The sequence below is a fragment of the Prevotella ihumii genome (assembly GCF_900155655.1).
Lineage (GTDB): Bacteria > Bacteroidota > Bacteroidia > Bacteroidales > Bacteroidaceae > Prevotella > Prevotella ihumii.
This window is the reverse complement of record NZ_LT706987.1, coordinates 3,105,625-3,125,434: the sequence shown is the minus strand read 5'-3', so window position 1 is coordinate 3,125,434 and position 19,810 is coordinate 3,105,625. Positions and strand designations below refer to the sequence as shown.

At 41.9% G+C, this 19,810-nt stretch carries 17 protein-coding genes; 10 read left to right on the top strand and 7 right to left on the bottom strand.

The features are described 5' to 3' along the window. Positions 1-241 precede the first annotated feature (241 nt). From serS to CZ367_RS13530, 5 genes are all read left to right on the top strand, one after another. Positions 242-1,531, top strand: a complete 1,290-nt coding sequence (gene serS / locus CZ367_RS13550; RefSeq protein WP_077197289.1) for a serine--tRNA ligase — start codon at positions 242-244, stop codon at positions 1,529-1,531. Positions 1,532-1,727: 196 nt separating this feature from the next. Next, complete coding sequence (locus CZ367_RS13545; RefSeq protein WP_077197288.1) at positions 1,728-4,046, top strand: bifunctional dihydroorotate dehydrogenase B NAD binding subunit/NADPH-dependent glutamate synthase; 2,319 nt, start codon at positions 1,728-1,730, stop codon at positions 4,044-4,046. A 185-nt stretch (positions 4,047-4,231) separates the two neighbouring features. Next, entirely contained in the window at positions 4,232-4,939 is a 708-nt protein-coding gene (locus CZ367_RS13540; protein WP_077197287.1) for a glycoside hydrolase family 25 protein, read from the top strand. A 58-nt stretch (positions 4,940-4,997) separates the two neighbouring features. Then, positions 4,998-6,371: a zinc ribbon domain-containing protein gene (locus CZ367_RS13535; protein WP_077197286.1), complete on the top strand. Its 1,374-nt coding sequence runs from the start codon at positions 4,998-5,000 to the stop codon at positions 6,369-6,371. Positions 6,372-6,673: 302 nt separating this feature from the next. After that, on the top strand, positions 6,674-7,222 hold the full coding sequence (locus tag CZ367_RS13530; protein WP_077197285.1) for a 30S ribosomal protein S16: 549 nt from the start codon (positions 6,674-6,676) through the stop codon (positions 7,220-7,222). A gap of 272 nt (positions 7,223-7,494) precedes the next feature. Here CZ367_RS13530 and CZ367_RS15280 read toward each other — a convergent pair whose 3' ends face one another. Continuing rightward, positions 7,495-7,704 (bottom strand): hypothetical protein, encoded by a 210-nt coding sequence (locus CZ367_RS15280; protein ID WP_237581755.1) that lies wholly within the window; start codon positions 7,702-7,704, stop codon positions 7,495-7,497. A 285-nt stretch (positions 7,705-7,989) separates the two neighbouring features. Here CZ367_RS15280 and CZ367_RS15645 point away from each other — a divergent pair, with 285 nt between their 5' ends. Both CZ367_RS15645 and CZ367_RS13525 read left to right on the top strand, forming a co-directional pair. Then, positions 7,990-8,148 carry a hypothetical protein gene (locus CZ367_RS15645; protein WP_154669347.1) on the top strand — a complete coding sequence of 53 codons (159 nt, stop codon included), beginning with the start codon at positions 7,990-7,992 and terminating at the stop codon, positions 8,146-8,148. 56 nt (positions 8,149-8,204) lie between these two features. After that, complete coding sequence (locus CZ367_RS13525) at positions 8,205-10,442, top strand: hypothetical protein (RefSeq protein ID WP_077197284.1); 2,238 nt, start codon at positions 8,205-8,207, stop codon at positions 10,440-10,442. 521 nt (positions 10,443-10,963) lie between these two features. On the opposite strand, the gene CZ367_RS13515 is transcribed toward CZ367_RS13525, so the two are convergent. The 3 genes from CZ367_RS13515 to CZ367_RS13505 all read right to left on the bottom strand — a co-directional run bounded on the left by CZ367_RS13515 (position 10,964) and on the right by CZ367_RS13505 (position 12,131). After that, a complete protein-coding gene (locus tag CZ367_RS13515) occupies positions 10,964-11,302 on the bottom strand; it encodes a TM2 domain-containing protein (RefSeq protein WP_077197282.1) in 339 nt (112 codons plus the stop codon). 134 nt (positions 11,303-11,436) lie between these two features. Then, on the bottom strand, positions 11,437-11,817 hold the full coding sequence (locus tag CZ367_RS13510) for a DUF2752 domain-containing protein (protein WP_077197281.1): 381 nt from the start codon (positions 11,815-11,817) through the stop codon (positions 11,437-11,439). Further along, positions 11,814-12,131, bottom strand: a complete 318-nt coding sequence (locus tag CZ367_RS13505; RefSeq protein WP_084793530.1) for a CD225/dispanin family protein — start codon at positions 12,129-12,131, stop codon at positions 11,814-11,816. Before CZ367_RS13505 ends, CZ367_RS13510 begins: the two co-directional genes overlap by 4 nt. Before the next feature lie 79 nt (positions 12,132-12,210). On the opposite strand from CZ367_RS13505, the gene CZ367_RS15640 reads away from it, so the two are divergent. The 3 genes from CZ367_RS15640 (at position 12,211) to CZ367_RS13495 (ending at position 15,692) form a co-directional block, all read left to right on the top strand. Continuing rightward, entirely contained in the window at positions 12,211-12,366 is a 156-nt protein-coding gene (locus CZ367_RS15640) for a hypothetical protein (RefSeq protein WP_154669346.1), read from the top strand. A gap of 115 nt (positions 12,367-12,481) precedes the next feature. After that, positions 12,482-14,950 carry a phenylalanine--tRNA ligase subunit beta gene (gene pheT, locus CZ367_RS13500; protein ID WP_077197280.1) on the top strand — a complete coding sequence of 823 codons (2,469 nt, stop codon included), beginning with the start codon at positions 12,482-12,484 and terminating at the stop codon, positions 14,948-14,950. 13 nt (positions 14,951-14,963) lie between these two features. After that, a complete protein-coding gene (locus CZ367_RS13495; protein WP_077197279.1) occupies positions 14,964-15,692 on the top strand; it encodes a YebC/PmpR family DNA-binding transcriptional regulator in 729 nt (242 codons plus the stop codon). A gap of 97 nt (positions 15,693-15,789) precedes the next feature. On the opposite strand, the gene CZ367_RS13490 is transcribed toward CZ367_RS13495, so the two are convergent. From CZ367_RS13490 to CZ367_RS13480, 3 genes are read right to left on the bottom strand one after another with little or no spacing between them, the layout of a single operon-like run. After that, complete coding sequence (locus tag CZ367_RS13490; RefSeq protein ID WP_077197278.1) at positions 15,790-17,115, bottom strand: McrC family protein; 1,326 nt, start codon at positions 17,113-17,115, stop codon at positions 15,790-15,792. Then, entirely contained in the window at positions 17,087-19,180 is a 2,094-nt protein-coding gene (locus tag CZ367_RS16335; protein WP_077197277.1) for an McrB family protein, read from the bottom strand. Before CZ367_RS16335 ends, CZ367_RS13490 begins: the two co-directional genes overlap by 29 nt. A 32-nt stretch (positions 19,181-19,212) precedes the next feature. Beyond that, positions 19,213-19,725, bottom strand: coding sequence for a gamma carbonic anhydrase family protein (locus CZ367_RS13480; RefSeq protein ID WP_077197276.1), 513 nt, complete (start codon positions 19,723-19,725; stop codon positions 19,213-19,215). Positions 19,726-19,810: the final 85 nt, after the last annotated feature.

The following is a 19,810-nucleotide window of genomic DNA, read 5'->3' as shown; positions in this document are numbered from 1 at the left end:
CTAAGGTTCTGCTGCTATTTGTGCTTATCTTTTCTTTCTAACCGCTAAGGTCTTGAAACGCTATGCACACATTGCAAATAGCCACCCTTATGTTTTTCTTTCTGTACAATATTCGATGAAATGAGCCATTTCTCAAACAATCTGTTCGTAAATTATAGATTAATGGCTGATTTCCAATGCTGATAGAATAATTTTTTGTAACTTTGTTGACCAAATAAGAACATTAAACCTTTAAGAGTATATGCTTACATTAAAGCTTATCAACGAAGAAACGGAACGTGTAATAAAAGGTCTCGAGAAGAAGCACTTTGCAGGTGCGAAAGAGGCTATTGACAAAGTTTTAGAATTCGACAAGCAGCGTCGTGAATGCCAACAGAAGTTGGATAGCAACAAGCAGCAGCAAAACCTACTTGCCAAGCAGATAGGTGGCTTGATGAAAGAAGGCAAGAAAGACGAGGCTAACGACATAAAAAACAAGGTGGCAGAGCTAAAGCAAGCCGACAAAACCTTGCAAGAGGAAATGGATAAGGCACAACAGGATATGACCGAAGTGTTGCTCACCATTCCTAATATTGCTAATGCTGACGTGCCTGAAGGTCGTGACGCAAGCGACAATGTTATCGTAAAAGAGGGTGGAGAGATGCCTTCTTTGGAGGGCGAAGTGCTTTGCCATTGGGATTTGTGTAAGAAGTACAACCTCGTAGACTTCGATCTTGGTGTGAAAGTAACGGGTGCAGGCTTCCCAATCTATATTGGCAAGATGGCTCGTCTTCAGCGTGCATTGGAAGCATTCTTCTTGGAAGAAGCGCGCAAGAGCGGCTACTTAGAAGTACAACCTCCATTGCTTGTCAATCAGGCATCAGGCTTAGGCACAGGACAGTTGCCCGACAAGGAAGGACAGATGTATCACGCACAGACAGACGACCTCTACTTAATTCCTACTGCTGAGGTTCCTGTAACCAATATCTTCCGTGATGAAATTCTTGACGAGAAAGACTTGCCTATCAAGCGTTGTGCTTACTCGTCTTGTTTCCGCCGTGAAGCAGGTAGTTATGGTAAGGATGTACGTGGTTTGAACCGCTTGCACCAATTTGATAAGGTAGAAATTGTGCGTATCGACACGCCACAACACTCGTACGAGTCGCTCAATGAGATGCTCACCCACGTAGAGGGCTTGCTTCAGAAGTTGGAGTTGCCTTACCACATTCTTCGTCTTTGTGGTGGCGATATGAGTTTCACATCAGCCATTTGTTACGACTTTGAGGTGTGGAGTGCAGCCCAAGAACGCTGGTTGGAGGTAAGTTCGGTTTCCAACTTTGAGAGCTATCAGGCCAATCGCTTGCACTGTCGTTATCGCAAGGCAGAGGATAAGAAGATAGAACTTTGCCATACGCTGAATGGTTCGGCATTGGCTTTGCCTCGTATCGTGGCAGCTATCATCGAGAACTATCAAACTCCTGAGGGTATCCGTGTGCCAAAAGCACTCGTTCCTTATTGTGGTTTCGATATGCTTGACGATAAGAATTTCTAAGACAACATATAACCTAAAAACATAAAAGAGAAGCGTAAACGTGCGCTAATATATATATAAGGTGGGATTTGCGCTTCTCTTTTCCAATCACTACAATCTGATATTATGGGGAAAAGGAGTGCCCCGAGACCTTATAGGCTGGTTCTATAAAACAAAATTACAAAAACGATTTAAATCATTTTTAACCTAATAAGACATGAACAAGATTCTCCGCAAAGAGCAATTCGCAAACGATGTGTATTGCTTAGAAGTAGAAGCACCACAGATTGCACGCAGTTGCAGAGCTGGCAACTTTGTAATTATTCGTGTAGACGAAAAGAGTGCACGTATGCCTTATAACATTACAAAGGTAGACCCGTCACGTGGATCAATATCTATTATTCTGCAAGCCAACAGCGTATCTTCAACTAAGCTAAGTCAACTTTCTGAAAACGACAATGTAGCCGACATCGTTGGACCATTGGGTTCTCCTTCTAAGATAGAAAACTTTGGTACCGTAGTTTGTGCAGGCGAAACCCTTGGCAATGCAGCCTTGCTGCCTGTTATGGAAGCATTAAAAGCAGTTGGAAACAAGGTCGTTGCAGTGCTTTCGGGAGCTACAAAGGAACAAATCATTATGGCTGATGAGGCTAAGGCTGTTGCTGACGAGGTTATCGTTATGACCGAAGATGGCTCAATGGGCAATGCAGGCGCAGCTGTGATGGGTGTAGCGCAAGTAATGGGTCGTGAACAAGTGGACAAAGTCTATGTTTTTGGTTCACCAAAGATGATGCAAGCTGTGTCTACCCTTGCTAAAGAACGCAATATAGCGAATAGCATCTACCTCAATACCATTATGTTAGACGGTGCAGGTATGTGCGGAGCGTGTCGTATCACTGTGGGCGAACGCACTAAATTTGTATGTATTGATGGCCCAGAATTTGATGGCAATGCAGTAAACTGGGACGAAGTGATCAAGCGAACACAGGTTTCTAAGGGTGTAAAACGCCAAGATATAGGTCTGCTGAACAAAGAAAACAAAACCGATAGCGCAGCCTTTGAAGGCATTACCCACAACGAGGAAACCCTCGAAATGATAACCGACAGAGATGCGGAGTGGCGTCAAGCATTGCGCAAGGCTATGAAACCCAAAGAGCGCACTGCAATTAAGCGTGTAGAAATGCCAATGCTCGACCCTACCTATCGTGCTACAACACGTATGGAGGAAGTAAGTAAGGGGTTAACATTGGATATGGCTATCAACGAAGCACATCGCTGTTTAGACTGTGCTAAGCCTACTTGTGTGCAAGGTTGTCCTGTTCATAACGACATTCCAAGCTTTATTAAGAATATAGAACGTGGCGATATACTCAATGCGGCTAAAGTTTTGAAATCTACATCTTCGCTCCCTGCTATCTGTGGTCGTGTTTGTCCACAAGAAAAACAATGCGAGGGCAGCTGTATTCACTTGAAGATGAAGAGCGAAGCAGTAGCAATTGGCAACTTGGAACGTTTTATTGCCGACTATGAAAGAGAGAGCGGCAATATTACACCTATCGAGGTTGCACCTGCCAATGGCATTAAGGTAGCTGTTGTGGGGTCAGGCCCTGCAGGATTGAGCTTTGCGGGCGATATGGCAAAACAAGGCTTTGATGTTTATGTATTCGAAGCTTTGCATGAGTTGGGTGGTGTTTTGAAATATGGTATTCCCGAATTCCGCTTGCCTAACCGCATTGTTGATGTAGAAATAGAAAACCTCAGACGTGCAGGCGTTCATTTCCAAACCGACATTATTGTTGGCAAAACAGTTACCATAGACGAGTTGCGTGCAAATGGTTTCAAGGGCTTTTTCGTAGGTTCGGGTGCAGGTGTGCCAAACTTTATGGGTATCCCTGGTGAGAACGCTATCAATATTATGTCGAGCAACGAATATCTTACACGCCTCAACTTGATGGACGCAGCCAATCCAGAAAGCGAAACGCCAATCTTCTTAGGCAAGAAAGTCATCATCATTGGTGGTGGTAACACAGCCATGGACTCGTGCCGAACAGCGAAACGCTTGGGTGCAGAGGTTACGGTAGTATATCGTCGTTCGGAAGAAGAAATGCCAGCTGGTCAGGTAGAAATACGTGAAGCAAAAGAAGAAGGCATCAATTTCCTCACCTTGCACAATCCAAAAGAGTACCTCACCGATGAAGAAGGCAAGGTAAAGGGTGTTATCCTTGACGTGATGGAACTTGGCGAACCAGACGAGAGCGGACGCCGTTCGCCTAAGAAAACAGGAAAGACTATCGAGTTGGTGTGCGACCAAGCCATTGTGGCAGTAGGTGTATTACCTAACTCGCTTGTACCTAAGTCGATAGAAGGACTTGAATTAGGTTGGAAAGACACCATCGTTGTAAACGAAGAAATGCAAAGTTCTAACCCTGAAATCTATGCAGGTGGCGATATCGTTCACGGACCTGCTACCGTTGTTCTTGCAATGGGTGACGGTCGAAAGGCTGCCAAGAGTATGGGTGCAGCATTGCTGAAATAGTCAGACTGGTCCGACTGGTCCGACTTGTCTGACTGGTCCGACTGGTCAGACTGGTCAGACTGGTCCGACAAGTCCGACGACCGATTTGGGTTTATCAGTGATCATGAATAAAACCCACCTTAAATTTGGCTAAATAAAAATCTATCTTTTCCATATATGGATTATTAATTGTATCTTTGCAAGATATGATAAAGAAGTGGATTATATTTTTATATTTGTGTATAGCTTTCGTAAGTTCAGCGAAAGCGCAATATAGTATTCAGTGTGAAGATACGTGCAATCACATACACGGCCTTGATATGAGCCATTACCAAGGCGATGTGTGGTGGGAAACGGTAGCCGAAAACAGCAATCACAAACTTTATTATGTCTATCTTAAAGCCACAGAGGGTAGCACCATTATAGACAAACGCTATTACGAAAATATTCGGGCGGCACAACGCCACAGAATGAAAGTAGGGTCGTATCACTTCTATCGACCACGTACCCCACAGATAGAACAACTCAGAAACTTCCGTGCACAATGTCGTCCACAAGACCAAGACCTTATTCCGATGGTAGATATAGAAACCACTGGGGGACTAAGCGATTATGCTTTGCGCGATAGTCTCAACACCTTTCTTGAGCTGATGACCCAAGAATACGGCGTTCGCCCCTTGGTTTACACCTACACCAACTTCTACAACAAGCACCTTTCAGGTTCATTAGATGGTTACAAACTATTCATTGCCCAATACAACGGACGCGAACCACAACTGAACGATGGTCGAGACATCTTTGCTTGGCAGTACACGGGTAAGGGCAGCATTAATGGCGTACGAGGCTATGTAGACAAGAGTAGACTGATAGGACGCCACAGTATGCGAGAAATAAGATACAATCGGAAACGGTAAAACGTGCTGTAAATAAAGGAAATAGACACAATAAAAACTAAATAAATTATAAGATTCAATGATTATAAAGTGTCCTGAATGTGGGCATCAAGTGAGCGATAAAGCTCCTGTATGCCCAAGTTGTGGAGTAGAAATAGCAGGCCACATCACCAAGTGTTCGCATTGTGGAGAAATATATCTTAAAGAAGATATTATTTGTCCCAATTGCCATTGCACAGAAGAGTCACACAACGAAGCACCCAAAGTAGAGGAAACGCCTAAGGATCGGCAAACAGAGGCAGTTAAAACGACCGACTATCACGAGTCAACAACGGTAGCAACAGGACAGATTGTGGATTTTATTATAGAGGAAACGCCAACCCCACAGCCTACCGAAAATATAGAAGTGGAGAAAGATACCGAACCCTTCCCCACCCCACCCCCTACTGCTCCCCAACAAGTCATTGCGGAAGAAGCGCCCACAACCCAAGAAGTGGTAGCCGAACCGCTTGTGGCACAATCCCTAACCCAAGACCCCACACCTACCGAAACCGATAAAGAAAAGAACAACAACCACCTACCGCTCCTTGTCTCGGTACTATTGGCACTCCTCACGGCAGCACTCTTTGTATTCCTTTACAATAAGAAAAGCAATACAAGCAACGAAGCCGAAGCCTACGAAACGGCAATGAGTAGCAACGATATAGAAGTAATGAACACCTATCTTAACGACCACAGCAATGCGCCAATAGCCCATCTGAGAGCCGTGAAAGCACAGGTGCAGAAGCTGAAACAAGAGAACGCTGACTGGGAAGAAGTATTGAAAGCCAACAACATAACTACCTACGAAAGCTATCTTGCAGGTCATCCCAAAACCGTGCATAAGGCTGAAATAGTAAAGCGAATAGACGAATTGGCGTGGGCAGAAGCCACCCGACTGGATAACGAAGCATCGTATTTGGGGTACAAAGAGAAATATCCTAACGGTGTACACAATAAGGAAGCCGACGAGAAACTGAAGGTGTTGTTAGACAATACCTCATCGCCCGACGAACAGCGTGTAGCCGAAAGCTTAGTGCGCGACTTCTTGCGAGGCATCAACACCAAGAGTACAGAAAAGATAGCCGCAGTAGTGGCAACCCAATTCAGCTTTCTTGGAGCAAGTGGAGCTACCACCAAAGATGTAGCAACCTATATGCGTGAGCGACTTTACCAAGCCGATGTAAAGAGCGTCAATTGGCATTTGGGCAGCACAACAGCAGCCACAACCGACAAGATGGACGATGGGTCGGTGATGCAAACCATAAAGATACCTGCCCAATTGGTAATAGAACGCGAGGGCGGAAAGTCGTCTAAACGATTTGCAATCCAAGCCAAGGTGCAAGACAAACGCATCGTTTCTATCAACTGGGTGCAACAAGCAGCCCCAGCAAAGCCAACTGAAACGGAATAAACAGATAAGAGACATATATATAAACCCAAATCGGTCATTAGACCAGTCGGAATAGTCGGACTGGTCAGACCGGTCAGACTGGTCCGACTGGTCGGACTGGTCGGACTGGTCTAACGACCGATTTGGGATAAATAAGGTGTATATTGCTACGCAATGTGCACCTTTTTTGTTTTTTATCCGTATCGAAAGCGATATAATGTTCAGATAGTTTGGTAGTTAGAAAAGAAAGTTGTAATTTTGCAGTCGCTATTACGAGATAATAGCATTAAATTCAAACCTAATTAAAATATAAAAACAAAATTATGGCAACAAAAATCAGATTGCAACGCGGTGGTCGTAAAGGCTATGCTGTATATAGCATCGTAATCGCTGACGTTCGTGCACCACGTGATGGTAAATTTATTGAGAAGGTTGGTACTTACAATCCTAACACCAATCCTGCCACAGTAGATTTGAATTTCGACCGTGCCCTTTACTGGGTTGAGACAGGTGCTCAGCCTACAGACACAGTACGCAACTTGCTCAAGGGCGAAGGTGTGTATATGATGAAGCACCTCCGCGGTGGTGTGAAGAAGGGCGCATTCGACGAAGCAACTTGTCAGCAGAAGTATGACGCTTGGAAAAGCGGTAAGACAGCAGCTGTAGAGGCTTTGGAAAAGAAGACTGCTGATGAGAAGAAGGCTAATGCAGCAAAGGCACTCGAAGCAGAAAAGAAGGCAAATGAAGCAATTGCTCAGAAAGTAGCTGAAAAGAAGGCTGCTGCACAAGCTGAGGCTGAAGCTGCTCAGGCAGCAGCTGCTGAAGCAGAAGCACCAGCTCAGGAAGCTGAAGAAACACCAGCTGAAGCATAAATTTCATACTTCAACAAAACAAAAAGATGCACGCTTGTGGGTGCATCTTTTTTTTGTTCTGTATTTCCACTCATTACCCTTTGGCATATCATCGTTATACCTTTAGCTTCCAAAAGTTGATGTTTGGTGTTGTCAAAGTTCAACTTTGAGACGGTAAAACATATATGTTTGGGGTGGTGAAACATATATGTTTTAGAACGAGTATGCGAGCCTTTTATTATCAATGAGTTGTGGATACGTTTTCACACGTTGTAGCCTTTGGCAGAATTGTTCTAAATATCCACAACCCGTCTGGCGTTTAACCCAAATCGGTCGTTAGCCCAGTCGGACCAGTCGGACGGGTCGGACGTGTCAGACGTGTCCGACAAGTCAGACAAGTCAGACAAGTCCGACAAGTCAGACAAGTCCGACAAGTCGGACGGGTCGGACGAGTCCGATTTGGGTTTAATGTAGGGGTTCGATTTATCGAGCTCCACAAGCAACCCTTACCGCGATACGGAACTCGATAAATCGAACCGTAGAGTAAAATTGCTCCATAACCCGAAAATAATTCTCAAAATGAGTGAGTTATTCAGATTTAATTTGTAACTTTGCCATATCACATCAGATTTTTGCTTGTTTGATTTTGCAACACTAAGATAAGTGAAAATTCTGACATAATAAACCCTAAGCAACTTATTGTTGCTCAGACACTTAAAATATTTAATTCATAATAGTGCTGCGGTATTGAGGTAAAGAAAAATATTTTTAACAAAAAACAAATTAATATGGTAAGTAAAAAAGAGTATGTAGCACCCAAAGCTACTGTTGTTTTAGTAAATCATGAAAATGACTTACTTGCAGGGAGTAAGCATGGAGACGTAGAAGGCTTTACCAACGGAGGAGTTGTGGGAGACCCAGACGACGATTTCGCTGAAGGAGAATAAAGTTGAATAGAAGTAAACGCATTAAAAAAAAGTAAATTAAAGAACATAAAGAGCAAATGAAAACAACAAAAAAGACATTGCTTATAGGCATTACTGCTGTACTTGCAGCTTTTACTTTTGGTAGCTGTAGCAGCGATGAGCTGGTTGCTGACACCCCAAATCAAGAGCAACAGCAAACTAAAACCATAACAATGAATGTGCATTTAGAAGCTACTGCTGGGCAAGAAATGCCGAGTGGCGACCCTTCATCACGTGGTTTACAATTACAATATAAACAAAAAGTTCCATTCTTCACACTTAACGAAGACGCCAATAACGAGAAAACAGTTCAAGCTACATGCGTTTTTAAACGCTACAATCCTACAACAAAGGCTCTTGAAGATGGCACAGAAATGTATGGTAAAGTAATATTTAAGCAAGACCCAGCACAAAAAACGCAAGAATTAACAGAGAATATAAAGATTATCTGTGATGGTAAGATAACGCTTACCCCTACAAATCAAGATATTAAGATTAACCCTGGCGACCAATGGTACATGCTCGGAATGATTGGCGGTGCTTTTGATGAACAGAAAAAGACCATGACATGTAAGGGATTTGCAGCTGAGTTTAATTCAAATGACGAAGGAACCAGTAGCAACCTTGATACACAGCAAAATTATCATATTCCTTTCCTTTCAACTTGGACAAAGTTGGCACCAGTAACCGATACCAAAACTTTTAGCAATATCGACAATATCCACTTCAAAGCGCAAGGAATGTTGATGAAAGTATTAGTAAAGAATGATACGAAATATAATTTAGCACTAAACCTCCTTTCTTTACAATCTACAACATTGGCAACCAGCTCTGTTTACGACTTGAGCTCTAATGGCTTGCCTAAGTTAGACAATAACAAATATGAAGCATTCAAGTGGACATATGAAGTTTCAGAAGAAACAGGAGCTAAAAAAGATGCAACAGGAAAGTGGATGAGAAGGAGTTGGCAGTTTGGAGATGCGTTTAAATTAGATTCCGAAAAATCTTTGCAATATAAAAGCGATAATACCTATCGCACAATTCTGATTTGGACCAACGTAATGAAACCTGCGGGTTCTATCCCTTCACGTACAGGTTTCTATCTTGAACTTGACAATACCGAGGCAAAACCATTAAGCGCTCCATACAATAGCACATATAAGTACGTTTACACCAGCGATGCAAACTTTGACGATATGGTAGCCAAAGGCTTGACCGCAGCTCCTAATATGGACTGGGTGTTGGCTAAGGTGTTGCAAGACGACTTCACTAATAAATTGGGTACATTTATAAAATGCCCTATCAGAATTAAGCAGCGTGAAGTACTGCCAGCAGAGCAAATGGCACAAGATAATCTCTATAATTATGATTATAATAACGACAAGCCAACCTGGTGTAAGAATAATACTAAAGATTATGCCCAATATGGTACTTGGGCTAAAACTTTTGCACAGAATAGCGCAAGCAAAAACAACACTTGGCAGCTTCCTACTAAGGAACAATGGACAGGCATGTTCTTAACAAACGACCAAAATAACGAGCATACAAAGAACTTTAATGACGGTTCGTATGATTGGTCAGAAGGTGGTTCTGCTACTTATGATAAAGCTAAGGCAAAGGAAAGTGTAACCTTTGGCGATGGCACTAATTATCCATATTACAGTGTGTATCAACGCTTCCCAGGTGGCGACGCTGCTACAAATGCGGAATATCCGAACAACAAGTATGTATATGCTTTGCGTTTCTTTGAAAATGAAGCCCAAACAAAAGGCTCAAAACATTTCTGCCTCATGAAATATTATTATTCTAAGACTAATAACGATACGGACCAAATGGAGGTAAAAACTATTTATTTAGGTCCTTTGTTTATGAAGTTATATGAAGGTATGTATCAGACAACAGAAGAGCTTTTAAAAGAAATTGGACATAACGATGATGATAAAAATCCAGAGAGTATGTTCGGAAATTATGGAAAAACCATAGTTACGCGCACGATGACATTGAAGAATGCACCGTTCAGTGGTTTAACGTATGCTGCATCAGCAGACCCAAAGAATCGTCCTTTTACTGCGGGTTATTTTGTAGGTCCTGTAAGTAATTTTACAGCGAAAAATGCTGCTAAGGAAATTTCATTTAGAGAGGGGCGAGTTATTGATGGTAAGACTGGTGCATATTATGATTATGCAGATTTCTCAAACTACACATCTCGATCATCTGACACAAAGGGCTACTTACGCCCTATCAATACGAAGTTTATGACTTTCCAATATAAATAAGCAAACGCAGAGTCGGGTAGGAGGTAAATGTTATTCATGAAAGGCAGTTACCTCCTACTTTCACATTTACCTACCTCCCACACCACCGTACGTGCCGTTCGGCATACAGCGGTTTCGTACTTTTACACCTCACGGTGTGTGGAAAGTTGTTTTCAGCTGTCCCTTTGAGCAACGTCACTTCTATCCTATTGTCGGATTCCGTCCTATCGTCTTGGATAGAGAGCTCCTTTCGGACACATCTAAACCCTTTAAAAAGCCTTTGCGGGCTAACGACCGATTTGGGTTTATGTCCCCCTCGACAATGGTATGAAAATAAAATGGACACAGATCATCTCATGGCTGGGAGATCCGTGTCCATTGATGTAGTAGTGGTTCAGGCAGATGCCTGTGGCAGTTGGGCGGAGCTGCTATCTCAGCAGGAAGCTGAGACCCGTTGCACTTCGTTTTGTAACTTGCAGGCTAAATTGCCGTTTTAGCTATATGTTAGGATTTTCGCAAATAGCTTAGCTTTTGCGTTTTTATCAATACATATTGGTTCCTAATAGCACTTCCAAATTCTTTTGCTTTGTTGCGTCCATGATAAGGAAGAGGTCTACTATCCACCAAATGCCAAATCCGCCACAGGTGATTAATTTCAAAATACCATAAAGAGTATCACCAATATAAATTCTATCTACCCCTATTTGTCCGAGTAAGACAGAAAGAATAATTGATAGGGTTGGGTCCTTCATCATCGTAAATTTCAAATTTATGTTGGAAGGGTCGGTTGTTCTTAAATAATCTCGCACCATTTCTATTGATTCAAAGGGCAGTTTGGCGCCATAAATCATTAATAATTGATCGATTTTGTTTTCGTCCATTGCTTATATATGATATAAGGCTGGTTCTATAAATTACCACCGCATATAGTCATTAAATTTTTATGAAATACGTTTTGTTATCTTTTGGCTTCTTTTTTATTCAAAAATAAGCTCAAAATCTAACAAAGCTAATTTTATAGATCCAGCCATAAATTTCTTATCAAAAACCATATAAAAAAAGTTACAATGTATGTCCAAATAACATACCGATGTTGCACTATTTTTTCTAAAGTTTCTTTTTTCGGTCCCGCTGGCATCATTGCTATGCCGCAAAGGGATGACAAATAAGGCAAAACATAAAGTAAATAATAATTGTAATTAATTGCCTCTTTAAAATTTCCATGCAAAAGCGCATGTATAAATCGTTGCATTCCACAAGCTGGACAACTCCAACCCGTTAGTAATTTAACAGGGCATTTTGGAGCAAACCAACATTGAGTAGGGTTAAAATAGTATAACCCCACTCCTATTGTTAGAATACCAACAAGAATAGCAAACTTTTTCAATTTTTTCATAAAATGTCGAGCATACTGAAGACTGCTACGCCGTAGATGCCCCAATAAGCCGACATAAAAACAATGCCTGCAACAATTCCGATAATACTCCATTTTTTTGCTTCACGAGCTGTCAGTACTGCTAAATCGTATTGCTTTGCAAAGTAGTAAGTATTTACTCTATTTGCCAAAATTATGGCATAAATTCCGATTGGCAAACAACAACAAGCAGTTGTAAGTATTGCTAAAATCAAGTAGTTGTCTGGCTTTGGAGGCATTGGAGTTGAACTATTATTTCCAACTTCTGGGTTATTAAATTGCATTGTTTCGTCCATATTTTTTTGTTTAATGAATTAGTATATTCGCAAAGTTAAACATCTTTTTAAAGTTATGCAAACAAATAGCAAAAAAAAGTTGCAGCATATAAGTAAACCTTTGACTTATGTGCAAAGGCTTAACCTAAATCGGTCGTTAGACCTGTCGGACTGGTCGGACTGGTCGGACTGGTCGGACTGGTCGGACGACCGATTTGATTTAAAAGAATGTATGAATTTAGCAGCGTTGCACTAATCTTATATATCCAAATTGCCCCCTTATCATTTGCGTATGTAGATGAAAATTAGTAATTTTGCACGTTACTTATAGAGTAGCCTCAAACTTTGAATAAATAAAATATCTATAATAAATGAATATTTCATACAAATGGCTTAAAGAATACGTGGACTTCAACCTTACTCCAGAGGAGTTGGCAGCTGCGCTAACATCAACGGGATTGGAAGTAGGAAGCGTGGAAGAAGTGGAAACTATCCGTGGCGGACTAAAGGGGCTTTATGTGGGCAAGGTGCTTACTTGCGAAGCACACCCTAACTCTGACCATTTGCACATAACAACGGTAGACCTGGGTAAGGACGAGCCACAACAGATAGTATGTGGTGCGGCAAATGTAGCTGCTGGTCAGAAGGTAATTGTTGCCGACTTAGGTTGTGTGTTGTACGATGGCGAGGATAGCTTTACCATTAAGAAAAGCAAGCTGAGAGGCGTAGAGAGCTTGGGTATGATTTGTGCAGAAGACGAAATAGGTGTGGGAACAAGCCACGACGGTATTATTGTTCTGCCTGAAGATGCACAAGTGGGTATGCCCGCTGCTGAATACTATCAGATAGATAGCGACTGGATCGTAGAGATAGACATCACGGCCAATCGTGCCGATGCGTTGAGCCATTATGGTGTAGCTCGTGACCTTTATGCGTGGTTGAAGCAGAATGGTTATGAAACATCGTTGCACCGTCCTGACTGCAACAAGTTCGCAGTAGACAATAACGACCTCACCATTGATGTGAAGATAGAGAATACGGAGGCTTGCCGCCGCTATGCTTGTTTGAGCATTACCGATTGTGAGGTGAAAGAAAGTCCACAATGGTTGAAAGACAAGCTCAATGTCATTGGCGTTCGACCTATCAATAACATTGTAGATATTACCAATTATGTAATGATGGCTTACGGACAACCTATGCACTGCTTCGATGCAGCGATGGTAACAGGTAAGCAAATCGTTGTGAAAGATAAGAACGAAGGAAAGAAATTTGTTACACTTGATGGCGAAGAACACACCTTAGGCGAACACGACCTTGCTATCTGTAATGCCGAAGAGCCAATGTGTATTGCTGGTGTATTCGGGGGAAAAGGTAGCGGAACATACGAGAATACAAAAGACGTGGTATTAGAAAGTGCTTACTTCCACCCAACGTGGATTCGCAAGAGCGCACGCCGTCACGGCTTATCTACCGATTCAAGTTTCCGTTTCGAACGTGGTATCGACCCTAACGGCACTATCTATGCGTTGAAACAAGCAGCTATTCTTTGCAAAGAGTTGGCAGGCGGTAAGGTAAGTATGGAAATCCGTGACGAATATCCTACAAAGATGGAGGGTTTCCCTGTGCGCTTGAACTATGAATATTGCGACCGCTTGATAGGAAAACAATTGGGAGCAGATACCATCAAGAGCATTGCCACAAGTCTTGAAATGGAGATTGTGAAAGAAGACGCTGAAGGGATCGACCTCATCGTTCCTCCATATCGTGTAGACGTGCAACGCCCTTGCGACGTAGTGGAAGACATTTTGCGTATCTATGGATATAATAATGTAGAAATCCCTACCGAACTCAAGTCGTCGCTCACCATTGCTGAAGAGGCAGACAAGAACTATCACAAGGAAGACATCATTAGCGAGCAACTTGTGGGTGCTGGATTTAATGAAATATTGAACAACTCGCTCACGGCTTCGTCTTATTACGAGGGTGCCGAACTCAATGCTTACCCTTGGGAACAAACCGTAAAGGTGATGAACCCACTATCGAGCGACCTTGGCGTGATGCGTCAAACCTTGCTTTTTGGGGGTTTGGAAAGCATTCGTCGCAACGTGAACCGCAAGGCACAAAACCTAAAGTTCTTTGAAGTGGGCAATACCTACAAATACGAACAAGAGAAATGGACAGAGGAAAGTCCTATCAAGGCATACAACCAAACCTATCACCTCGCACTCTGGGTAACAGGTAAGCGAGTACAAGGGTCGTGGGCACACGCCGATGAGGACACAAGCTTCTACGAACTCAAAGCCTATGTAGAGCATATTCTCCGCCGATTGGGCTTGGCACAAGGCACATTAGTAAGCGAAACATCGGATAACAACATCTTCGACAAGGCACTCGCACTCAAAACACGTGCAGGAAAAGTAGTGGTAGAAATGGGTATCTTGAGCCACAAACTCTTAAAGAAGATGGACATTGCCCAACCAGTTTACTATGCCGACCTAAACTGGACAGCCATAATGAAGGCCATTCGCAAGAATAAGTTAGCGTTTCAAGAGATTTCAAAATATCCAAATGTAAGTCGCGACCTTGCCCTCCTCCTCGATAGCAGCGTAGCCTTTGCACAAATAGAGGAGATAGCACGCCAGACCGAAAAGAAACTCTTGAAAAAGGTAGAACTATTCGACGTTTACGAGGGCAAAAACCTCCCCGAAGGCAAGAAGAGTTACGCAGTAAACTTCATACTTCAGGACGAAACAAAGACCCTGAACGACAAGGCAATTGATGCCATAATGCAGAAATTAATTAAAAACATAACAACAAAACTCGGAGCAGAACTCCGCTAAATACACAATTCCAATGGGAAGAGCATTTGAATATCGTAAGGCTGCAAAGCTAAAAAGATGGGGCCACATGGCTCGTACATTTACAAAATTGGGTAAGGAAATTGCTATTGCTGTTAAGGCTGGTGGTCCTGAACCCGAAACCAACCCACGTTTGCGTGCTATTATCGCAACTTGCAAGCGCGAGAATATGCCAAAAGACAATATCCTGCGTGCCATAAAGAACGCAATGGGTAAGGACACAAGCGACTACAAAGAAGTGCCATACGAAGGATACGGCCCTCACGGAATAGCAATCTTTGTAGACACATTGACCGACAACACCACCCGCACCGTGGGCGATGTGCGCTCGGTATTCAATAAGTTCAACGGAACACTCGGCACACAAGGTTCGTTGGCATTCCTTTTCGACCACAAGGCTGTATTCACCTTCAAGATGAAAGACGGATTGGATATGGAAGAACTCATCCTCGACCTTATCGACTATGGTGTAGAAGACGAGTTTGATCAAGACGAAGAAGAAAACGAAATCACCATCTATGGCGAACCTACCAGCTTTGGCGAAATACAAAAGCACTTAGAAGACAATGGTTTTGAGATCACTTCTGCCGAATTTACCCGTATTCCTAACGACCTCAAGGACGTAACCGACGAACAACGTGAAACAATCGACAAGATGATTGAAAAGCTCGAAGACTTCGACGATGTACAAAATGTTTATACGAATATGAAGCCAGTGGAGTAAAACGCTCCGTATGGATTTACAGAAATAAAAAGGGAGCTTTAAAGCTCCTTTTTTTATATCGTATTCTCTAAAATGTTTGTAATCCAATTATCTTCGTTTACGCTATATTTTGCAAACTCGCTTTCAACTTTTCTTCCTCAACTTTCATTTGCTTTTCAAATTCATCAAAGGTATTGGCAGTTTGCGGAATACGAAGCGATAAAAGAGAAATGTTGCCTCCATAGCCTTGCAAACAGCCATAATCGTACAAAGCCGTTTGCCTTGTAGAGGGGAGAACGAAGCCTCCACAAGTGGAACGAGTGATGTAAAGATAAGAAATAAGCTGATGAAGGTCGGCTGCACCAATGCTGTATCGCCCTTCTTCTTTTTCCATTCGTTTATATTTTGCATCAAGTATAACACCCTCTTTCCAAAAGTCAGGATAGAAACGCTTATTCGGTATTGCATCGGTAAGTGATGAAAAAACGTCCATACCGCCTTTTCCTGACCTGTTTTGAGGATGTTTAAAGCCCTTAGGACGAAGCAACAGGGCAAGATGTTCTTCCCAAAGCCACGCCACATCAAAGAGTATTCCTTTAAGCTGCTGTGCGTCTGTGCCAAACGACACTCGGCTATGGCGCAATATCATTAAGCATAAACGTTGTAAAGGGATATAATGAGAAAAATAGGGTTGCCCAACAGAACGCATATTTGCACCAAGCACACGCTGCAACGACTTGCCATCGTACGAAGGAGTGGCTTGCTGAATGGTTTTCACCGCCGCTTCTATTTCTTTGTTGCTATGCAATACCGCCTTCGACATTCCTCGCGAAATATGCTCAATGGTGTATCTTATAAGTTGAGTGATGCGGTTGTCGTATGCGTATTCTCGCACTCGATAGGCTATATTGCCCCGAAAAGGCTGATTAAGCTTGATATGGCGAGCTATATCAACAGTGCCTTTCACCTTGCTGTCGTTGTAATTGCGGGTGCAATATTCCTTGTAAATACCTTGTTGTAAGGCATTGAGCAAGAGATGCGGAAAAAGATAGGGCAAAAGATCGTAAATGTTTTCTTTGTCGCTTTGCGCTTTAAAATCTACGATGTTTATACCCATTACTCGTTGCAGCAGATAGTGAAGGAAATAGTCTTTGTCGCTCTCCTGTGTAAAACGTGAACTTATAGCCATCTGCGTGTTGCCAATGCTAAGAAAACCTGCAATGTTGGTAGTATGCAGCTCCTTGCCCACCACACGATAAATGACCGATTGCTCTATCTCGTCGCCATTTTTACAGCCCAAGCATTGCGGAAAGATAAGCACGTCTGGGTGTAGGTCGGAGTTGATTTCGGCAATCTTCACACCGCTATAAGGCAACAAGTCGGCAACAGCCGTGCTGTCTATCGGAGTTCCACAATTATTGTCCGTCGTTCGTATCCTCGCCATCGGTTTGTGTAAAGTAGGCTTTTTTCAACTTTTCTAACTTGCTTTCTGCATCGGACATTCCTCTTAGATATTCGTGCAATAGACTTTCAAGGTGCAAATTCCACAAATCCTCCAAATTGGTAACGTCCTTAAAGTATGCTCCGCCTATTTGGAATGCACTGCTCAAACCTTCGGTTTCAAGAATAGCAACGTTAAGGTTGTCCATCGCACGGCGCACATCGCCCGTAATATCCATATTCTCTGCACTCATATCGGCTGTGATTTCTTTCCACGTAAAGCGGCGGCGCATTGCAAAATCCATACTCTCCACACTGCGGTCAATGTCGTTCATTGTACCTATGATATAAACATTTTCGGGTACAAAGAAGCCTTCTTTGAACACATCGCCTTCAGGCACTAAATCTTGATATTGGGTAGTAACCCTTCCTTCTATGCCACGATAATTAGGGTCGATAGAGAAAAATAGCTCGCCAAAGATTTTAGATATATCGCCACGATTGATTTCATCAATGATGAAAATATAATTCTTTTCTATATTGTTGCAGTTCTCCTTAACACGCAATTCAGGAAAAGTAGCACGTATATCTTCGCCAATAGCAGTAGCATAAGGTTTCCAATCAACAATGTTTCCTTCCTCAATATATTGTCTAATCACTTCTTTTAACACTACAAATTGTGTTTTAGAAGTATAAACCGTAATATTATTTTTTGAATTAACAGTAATTCTGAATGGTTTATGATGCACAAGCGTTTTAAGCTCACGTTCTTCTTCATCAAGAAGAATGTCTATATATTGTTGGTAAATTTCATCAAAATTACTTTCAAAGTTATTTTCTTTAAGTGCCTTTTTACAGAATGTTTTAAACACTCCGTCCTTGCGTTCAAAACCTATATTACCATTATCATCTTCTTTTGGGCGCAATCCTTCTACGAAGTCGGTGTAGTCGTATGAGGGGTGGAATTGTACCATTTCCATTTCATTCGTTACTCCCTCTTCATCATTCATTGCCTTTGCTATCGCTTTCGCTAAGTAGGTTTTACCAGTACCGGGTGCGCCTGTGAGGACAAGATTATGATTTTTTAAAAGCAAGTCTCGCAACAGAAGAACATTTTCTGCTGTTTCATCATTTTTATTTTCTACATCGTTAGTAGTTCTTGCCCTCAAAAGATAATCTTTTATGTAATGAGGAATATAATTCTTTACACTCAATGTTCCATGAGGAGTCCATTGTTTTTCAGCTTTTTTCACATTAAAAAGGTTAGTCCGCATATAGCCACGCTTTGCATAACAAAGCCACGCAACATCTACATAATGAGAATAGTAGCACTTCATATTTTCTTTGCTACCTGCATAATGTATATTCTCTTTATATTTATAAGACGATAATGCCACACCAATACCAAAAATGCCATGATTGTTATTCGTACAGCAAACAATGTCGCCACTTTTAATTTGCTTCATCAATCTGAAAGGTCCAATAGCCTTTTTATCACTATGTTCATATTCATTTGCAATTTCATCTGGTGTAAAATTGGTATAATCTTTATTTTTCCAACCTATTGCCATAATATTATTGTCCAAGAAGCTTTTCCAAGCTTTTGGCTTTTGTCCACTACAATGTGTTGGACAAATAAAATAAGATTGATGAGAAGAAAGTAAATCACTTACTTTTAGTCCATTAGGAATTAAAAAACTATTTTGTTTTTCAGCTACACCAAATTCTTTAATGAAAATATTAAATTTAGCGAGAATGGTTTCATCTTTGATTTCAGAATATAAATTATGATTTATTAAATTATCTTTTGCCTCTTGTCTAAACCGAGAAACTTTAGAATAAGCTTCCATCGAATTATTCTTAAACCCACAATAACAACAAGGAGCAAATAATAAAGTATCTCCAAATGTCTCAACAACAAAAAGAATGGCACTATTAAGATAATTTATTGCCCAATTTCTTTCTTTTTCATCTTCGCTCTTGAGATAAGAATAAAACGAATAGATATTTTTCACAACTTCTACTCTGCTTTCTACATATTGATACTCTTCAATGTTTTCTAATGCCATATAGTATTGATTAGGTTATTTTCAGCTGCTATTTATTCACTTTCTTCCTCCTCGTACCACTTCTTTATATAAAGATAATGGTCAGCATAAAGGCGTGATTGACCTGCTTTGGCAGCCTTGATGCGGCGTGCAGGAATACCGCCCCATATCTCGTTAGGAGGAATAATTGTGCCTTGAAGCACTACTGCACCTGCTGCCACAACCGAGTTTTCGCCCACTTCGACATCGTCTAACACGGTGGCATTCATACCTACGAGGGCATTCTTGCGAATGGTGGCTGCGTGGATTACAGCCGAATGACCAATGCTTGTGCCATCTTCTATAATTACGGGATGTCCTTCCGATTGGTGTATGCACGCCAAATCTTGCACATTCACTTGCGAACCCATACGAATAGCATCTACATCGGCACGCAATACCGCACCAAACCACACGGAGCAATCGTCGCCCATCGTAATGTCGCCAGCCAATGTGGCATTTTCTGAGAAATAACAACGTTCGCCCCATTTTGGCGACTTTCCTCTTGCTGATTTTATAATAGCCATAGTTTTGTATTTACTTTTTGTTTTTTATTCTGTCGGACGGGTCGGACGGGTCGGACGGGTCGGACTAGTCAGACTAGTCAAAACT